A 6,673-nucleotide genomic window follows, 5' to 3' on the forward strand; every position below is an offset into this window, starting at 1 on the left:
TGGCGAGGACGGCCGGGTGTGGCTGTGCAAGGGACGCGGAGCCGGGCGCTGGCCGACGACGGAGAGCGTGCTGGCCGACGTCGCCGACATCATCCGCGCCAAACACGCCGAACTGGGATACCACTAGGCCATGGCGGTCTTCACTCCGGTCTCGGACGATCAGGCGCAGGCCTTCGTGGCGGCCTATCCGGCCGTCGGCGAATTCCGGTCGCTGCACGCCATCGCGGAAGGGGTGGAGAACACCAATTTCCGGCTCGAGACCTCGGCCGGGAAATTCGTGCTGACCCTGTTCGAGGGGCGGACGGATGCCGCGTCCCTGCCGTTCTGCCTGGGGTTCACCGACCATCTGGGACAGGCGGGATTCCCGGCGGCGCGACCGCTGAGGGACTGCGACGGCGAATGGATCGGGGTGCTGAACGGCCGGCCGGCGGCGATCGTCGAATGGCTGCCCGGCGCCTGGCTGAGGACGCCGTCGTCGGAGGATCAGGCGGCGGCCGGGGCGATGCTGGCCCGGCTGCATCTGGCCGGAGCGAGTTTTGAGGGGCGGCGGGTCAATCCGGTGGGCCGGGCCGCCTGGCGCGCCCTGGCGGACCGGTGCGCCAAGGGGTTGCAGGGAAGGCCCCGGGGCGAGGACCTGTCGATCCTGATCGGGGTCGAGGCGGCCCTGGCGCGGATCGGCGATCCGTTCACGGACGACCTGCCGGGCGGGGCGATCCATGCCGACTATTTCCCCGACAATGTGCTGTTCGAGGACGGGGCGGTGTCCGGCGTCATCGACTTCTATTTCGGCTGCACAGGGCCTCTGGCCTATGATCTGGCCATCGCGCTCAGCGCCTGGGCGTTCGACGGCGAGGGCCGGCCGATCGCGGGCGCGGCAGAGGCCTTCCGGCGTGGCTATGAGACGGTGCGGCCCCTGACGCGGGCCGAGGCGCTGGCCCTGCCCGGGCTGGGGGAGGCGGCGGCGGTGCGGTTCACCCTGACCCGGCTGCACGACCGGATCTTCCACGACCCGACCAAGCTGGTGACCCCCAAGGATCCGCAGGCCTTCTTCCGCCGGGTCGACTGGTGGCGGGTCGTCGAGGCGGCCTGAGCCCGGTCAGATACGGTCGGTTCCGCCTGCGTCGATCGGGGCGTAGGCTTCGGCCATGATCCACACCGGCAGTTTCGCACGGCTGAAGGCCGCGTTCGCGGCGCAGTTCGCGCCGGACGAACAGGGCTTCCTGTATCGCCGCAACCGGACCGGCCCCGCCATCCGGCTGAACGCCGAGGAACATGCCGACTTTGTCTCGGGCTTTGCGCGGTCGTTGAGGCTGGCGGGATGGGCGGTCTTCGGGACAACCGTCTTCGTCGGTCTGACGGCCGGGGTCTGGTCGGCCTGGGCGGGCACCGACGTCCGGCCCTGGGCACCGCTGGGGGTCGCCGCCCTGCTGCTGGCGTTCGCCCTGATCGTGCTGTGGCTCTGGAATGCACCGGCACGACAACTGGCCTACAGGGTGCCGACGGCACCCGGCCTGTCGCGCGATGAGCGCAGGCGGCAGGCCCTCGCGCGCATCAACTACGGGGTGCTGGCCATGGGCCTGTTGGCCGTGCCCTTCATGCTGTGGAACGCGTCGCGGGCATGGGACATCCAGCACGGCTGGGGCCGGCTGTGGATCGTGGCGGGCGTCGCCCTGTTCGTCCTGATCGCCGTCCAGACGTTCCGGAAATGGCGGTACGAGCGGGCCGCTCGTTAGGCGCGGAACCCCCGCACGGCCGCAAGCGCCGCCTCGGGCGTGCCCTCGATGATCGTCAGGCGTTCGGGGCGGTCGCCCAGCTCGCGGATGACGCGGGGCGGGTCGGGGTCGAAGCCGAGAACGGGGGCGACGTCCTTGCCGAACTTGGCCGCGTGGGCGGTGGACAAGGCGACGATGGGACCGGTGCCGCGAGTTTGGCTGCGTGCGGCATGCAGGGCGACGGCGGGGTGGGGGCAGACGACCCGTCCCCAGGCGGACCAGGCGTGCGCGATCTCCGTGCGCGTGGTCGCCTCATCGACCGAGACGGCCGAGACCTCGGCGCGCAGGGCGGCCAGCAGGGCGGGCGAGAGGGTGACCGAACCGTCGCGGGCGAAGGTCTCGAACACCGCGCGGGTCGCCTGTGCGTCGCGACCGGAGGCTTCATAGACCAGCCGCTCGAAATTGGACGGGGCCTGGACGTCCATGGAGACGGACGCGGTCTCGACGGCGGCCTTGCGGGCATAGACCCCGTCGTTGATGGCGCGGGCGAGGGCGTCGTTCTGGTTCACGGCAGCGACGAAGCCGGCGATCGGCAGACCCATCTTGCGCGCGGCGATGCCGGCGAAGGCGTCGCCGAAATTGCCGGTGGGGACGACGAAGGTCGGTGCCCGTGTCTGGCCCTGCGCCGCCAGCTGGGCGACGGCGGAGACGTAATAGGGGATCTGGCCCGCCAGACGCGCCCAGTTGATCGAGTTGACCGACGAGAACCGGCCGCGCTCGCGCAGGGATTCCTCGGACAGCAGGCCCTTCACCAGCCGCTGGCAGTCGTCGAAATCGCCATGGACGGCCAGGTTCAGGACGTTGTCGGCATCGACCGTGGTCATCTGGCGGCGCTGGACGGGCGAGACACGGTCCAGGGGATGCAGCACGATCAGGTCGATGCGCGCCTTGTTGGCAAAGGCGTTGACGGCGGCGGCGCCCGTATCGCCGCTGGTGGCCGTCACCAGGGTCAGCCGCTCGCCGGACGCCGCCAGGGCCTCGTCGGCCAGGGAGGCGGCCAGTTGCATGGCCAGGTCCTTGAAGGCGGCGGTCGGGCCGTGGAACAGCTCCAGCAGCCACAGGTCGTCCTCGAGCTGGACCAGGGGGGTGACGTCGGGATGGTCGAACCCGGCCACCAGTTTCGCCAGCGCCCGGTCGAGTGCGCCGTCGGGCAGGGCGTTTCCGACATAGGGGGCCATGGCCGCCGACGCGATCGCCGCATAGGCCTGGCCCGGAGCCCAGGCGGACGGGTTCAGCGTCGGCCAGGCCGTGGGCATATAGAGGCCGCCGTCCGGCGCCATGCCGCGCAGCAGGGCCTCGGCGAAGTCGGTCGGGGTCGTGTCTCCGCGCGTGGAGACATAGGTGTCGGGGCTCTGCGTCATGGGTGCGTTCCGTACCCAGTGGAAGCGGCGCCGTCACGCGAGAAAAGCCCGCTGCCGCTCGCAGCCGCGCTGGCCCGCGACGCTTTCGCCCGTGGCGCGCGGGACGAATAGGGACCATCTGTGGACCATGGATCGCAGGACGCTTCTGGTCAGGCTCGGGTTGATGGGCGCGGCGGTGGGCGGCGGGTGGTGGCTGAAGGACAACGTCATCTGGCGCAGGCCGGATGTCGTGTTCGGCCCGGCGGATGACTGGCTGGCCTTCGATGCGCCCCGCACCCTGCTGCCGACGGTCGAGGCGACCGTCGGAGGGCGGACGGTGCGGGCGCTGATCGATTCCGGGGCGCAGTTCTCGGTCATCGACCGGGCCCTGTTCGCGGACCTCGGTCTGGCGCGGACCTTCGACATGCCGCTGCTGGCCTACGGCGTCGGGGGCGGGGCGCAGGTCGGCAAGGGGGTGACGCTGGATGTCGGACTGGGGGCCACGCGCATCGAGAACCTGAGGGCGGCGATCCTCGATCTGGGGCCGCTGGCGCGGGCGGACGGGCTGTCGACGCCGTTGATCCTGGGTCAGGACCTGCTGTCGCAGGGCCTGCTGGACATCGATGTGGAAAGGCGGCGGATGCGGTTCGTGGCGCGGGAAACGCCGCTGCCTGCGGATGTCATCGCCATCGAGGTGCGCAAGGTGGGCAAGGCCCTGGGGACAACGATCACGGTCGAGGGGGCGACGGTCGAGGCGATCGTCGACACGGGCGCGTCGGGCCTGCTGGCGCTCAGCCGCGAGTCGGCCCACGGCGCGGGTCTGCTGGATGGACGGGACCAGGCGCGCGGGTCCAGCCTGGTGCTGGGCGGGGCCGTGGCCTCGACCCTGGTGGAGGCTCGGACGGTGACCTTCGGCGACCGGCTGTACGAGCGGGTTCAGACCGCGATCTATTCCGACGTGGCGGCGCCCGGCTACCCGGCGGCCCTGATCGGGATGGAGGCGTTCGCAGGCCAACGGATGATCGTGGACATGGGCGGCGGGCGGCTGCTGGCCTCGCGGGCGCTGGACCTGACCGTGGAGCGTCCGGTCAGGCGGCGTCGAGCGGCTCAGCCCGCGCGTTGATCCAGTCGGGCAGGTCCGCGATGGCGTCGAGCGCACCGTAGCGAGGGTGGTCCTCAGGCGCGTCGGCCAGTTCGTGGGCCCAGGTGACGTGATAGGGGATGTGGACGGCAAAGGCCCCCGCCTCCAGCGCCGGCAGGACGTCGGACTTCATCGAATTGCCGGCCATGACGGCCTCGGCCGCGCCCGTGCCGTGGCGGGCGAAGATGCGGTCATAGGTGCCGCGATCCTTTTCCGAGACGATCTCCACCGCCGCGAACAGGTCGCCGAGGCCGGACGCGGCCAGCTTGCGCTCCTGATCCAGCAGGTCGCCCTTGGTGATCAGGACCAGGCGGTAGCGTTCGGACAACCGCGCCAGGGCCTCGTCCACGCCGGGCAGGGTCTCGACCGGATGGGCCAGCATCTCTCTGCCCGCGGCCATGATCTCGCGGACCACGTGGGACGGAGCCTCGCCGTCGCACAGCTCCATCGCCGTCTCGATCATCGACAGGGTGAAGCCCTTCACCCCATAGCCATAGAGCCGCAGGTTCCGCCGCTCGACCTCGGCCAGCCGGGCCTCCATGACCTCGGCGTCGGCGCGGTCACCCAGCAGGGCGATGAACCGCGCGTGGGTCAGACGAAAGATGGTCTCGTTGTGCCAGAGGGTATCATCGGCATCGAGACCGACGGTGGTGATCGGGGCCTTGGTCATGGTCGGTGCTGTGACGTGCAGACGCACCCGACGCAAGACCGCTTGCGGCGCAGGCCTGACGGGAGCCCTGTGCGCCGATGAGCGAAGACGCGGCACCATCGGCAATCATCATCGGGGCCTCGGGCGGGCTTGGCCGGGCAGTCGCAGATGCGGCCGGCGCGTCCGGGCGGTTCGCTGTCGTCCACCGGCTTTCGCGCTCGGGGACCGGATTTGACCTGGAGGACGAGGCCTCGATCGCGGCGGCGGCGGCCGAGGTAGCGAAGGGTCCGGCACCGGCCCTGGTGTTCGTGGCGACGGGGGTGCTGCATCACGGCGAGGCGCCCGAGCGGTCGTATCGGGCGATGACGGCCGAACATCTGCTGCGGGATTACCGGGTGAACACCGTCGGGCCGGCGCTGGCGGCCAAACATTTCCTGCCGCTGTTGCCGCGTGACCGGCGGGCGGTGTTCGCGGCCCTGTCGGCGCGTGTGGGGTCGATCGGGGACAACCGGCTGGGCGGCTGGCACAGCTACCGCGCGTCCAAGGCTGCGCTGAACATGATCCTGAGGAACCTGTCGATCGAGATCGCGCGGTCGCATCCGCAGGCCGTGGTGGCGGGCCTGCATCCCGGGACGGTGGCGACCGACCTCAGCGCCCCGTTCCAGAAAGGGGTGGCGGAGGGAAGGCTGTTCGACGCGACCTATTCGGCGGAGCGGCTGCTGTCGGTCCTGGACGGATTGATGCCCGCCGACAGCGGCGGGGTCTTCGCCTGGGACGGGGCGCGGGTGCCCGAGTAGGGCGGGCGTTGACCCCAAGATCGGGGGTCTGTAGTCACGCCGCCGTTTGCGCGCCGGGATTCGGTGCTAAGGGACGCGCCATGACCACTCAACTTCTCCCCGGCTGCACCGGCGTGCTGGCCCTGGCCGACGGCACCATCCTGCAAGGCATCGGCGTCGGCGCGACCGGCACGGCGCTCGGCGAGGTCGTCTTCAACACGGCCATGACCGGCTATCAGGAAATCCTGACCGACCCGTCCTACATGAGCCAGATCCTGGCCTTCACCTTTCCGCACGTCGGCAATGTGGGGACCAACGCCGACGACATCGAGCAGATGGGCGGCGGGTCGGACACATCGGCGCGCGGCGCGATCTTCCGCGATGTGCCGACCGATGCGGCCAACTGGCGGGCGGATTCGACCTTCGACGCCTGGATGAAGCGGCGCGGCGTGGTCGGGCTGGCCGGGGTCGACACCCGAGCCCTGACCAAGATCATCCGCGACAAGGGCGCGCCCAATGCGGTGATCGCCCATGATCCCGACGGCCGGTTCGACCTGGAGGCTCTGGTCGCCGAGGCGAAGACCTGGACCGGGCTGGTGGGCCTCGACCTGGCCAAGCCCGCCTCGACCCTGCAGTCGTTCGAATGGGACGAAGGCCTGTGGGAATGGCCCGAGGGGCATCCCAGGACCGTGGGCCGCAAGTCGGTGGTGGTCATCGACTATGGGGTGAAGCGCAACATCCTGCGGGCGCTGGCCTCGACCGGCGCGAAGATCACCGTGGTGCCGGCGACGACCTCGGCCGAGGAGATTCTGGCGCGGGCGCCCGATGGCGTCGTGCTGTCCAACGGGCCGGGCGACCCGGCGGCGACGGGCGAATACGCCGTGCCGGAGATCCGCAAGCTGGTCGAGAGCGGCAAGCCGATCTTCGGCATCTGCCTGGGCCACCAGATGCTGGCGCTGGCTCTGGGCGCCCACACGATCAAGATGGATCAGGGC

At 70.7% G+C, this 6,673-nt stretch carries 7 protein-coding genes; 5 read left to right on the plus strand and 2 right to left on the minus strand.

Annotated features, from left to right (window positions below; genetic code table 11):
- Nucleotides 1-130 precede the first annotated feature (130 nt).
- Both thrB and ACILQR_RS14900 read left to right on the plus strand, forming a co-directional pair.
- Nucleotides 131-1,090 carry a homoserine kinase gene (gene thrB, locus ACILQR_RS14895; RefSeq protein WP_395652171.1) on the plus strand — a complete coding sequence of 320 codons (960 nt, stop codon included), beginning with the start codon at nucleotides 131-133 and terminating at the stop codon, nucleotides 1,088-1,090.
- 55 nt (nucleotides 1,091-1,145) lie between these two features.
- Nucleotides 1,146-1,733, plus strand: coding sequence for a hypothetical protein (locus ACILQR_RS14900; protein ID WP_395652172.1), 588 nt, complete (start codon nucleotides 1,146-1,148; stop codon nucleotides 1,731-1,733).
- On the opposite strand, the gene thrC is transcribed toward ACILQR_RS14900, so the two are convergent.
- Nucleotides 1,730-3,133 (minus strand): threonine synthase, encoded by a 1,404-nt coding sequence (thrC, locus tag ACILQR_RS14905; protein WP_395652173.1) that lies wholly within the window; start codon nucleotides 3,131-3,133, stop codon nucleotides 1,730-1,732. The two genes, ACILQR_RS14900 and thrC, sit on opposite strands and share 4 nt — an antisense overlap.
- A 127-nt stretch (nucleotides 3,134-3,260) precedes the next feature.
- Here thrC and ACILQR_RS14910 point away from each other — a divergent pair, with 127 nt between their 5' ends.
- On the plus strand, nucleotides 3,261-4,235 hold the full coding sequence (locus tag ACILQR_RS14910) for an aspartyl protease family protein (protein WP_395652174.1): 975 nt from the start codon (nucleotides 3,261-3,263) through the stop codon (nucleotides 4,233-4,235).
- Here ACILQR_RS14910 and ACILQR_RS14915 read toward each other — a convergent pair.
- Nucleotides 4,201-4,923: an HAD family hydrolase gene (locus ACILQR_RS14915; protein ID WP_395652175.1), complete on the minus strand. Its 723-nt coding sequence runs from the start codon at nucleotides 4,921-4,923 to the stop codon at nucleotides 4,201-4,203. The genes ACILQR_RS14910 and ACILQR_RS14915 overlap by 35 nt on opposite strands.
- Before the next feature lie 77 nt (nucleotides 4,924-5,000).
- On the opposite strand from ACILQR_RS14915, the gene ACILQR_RS14920 reads away from it, so the two are divergent.
- Entirely contained in the window at nucleotides 5,001-5,699 is a 699-nt protein-coding gene (locus tag ACILQR_RS14920) for an SDR family NAD(P)-dependent oxidoreductase (protein WP_395652176.1), read from the plus strand.
- Between the two features lie 80 nt (nucleotides 5,700-5,779).
- Nucleotides 5,780-6,673: carbamoyl phosphate synthase small subunit (locus ACILQR_RS14925; protein WP_395652177.1), on the plus strand; the 894-nt coding region annotated here is incomplete at its 3' end.

The organism is Brevundimonas sp., assembly GCF_044239655.1.
Taxonomy (GTDB): domain Bacteria; phylum Pseudomonadota; class Alphaproteobacteria; order Caulobacterales; family Caulobacteraceae; genus Brevundimonas.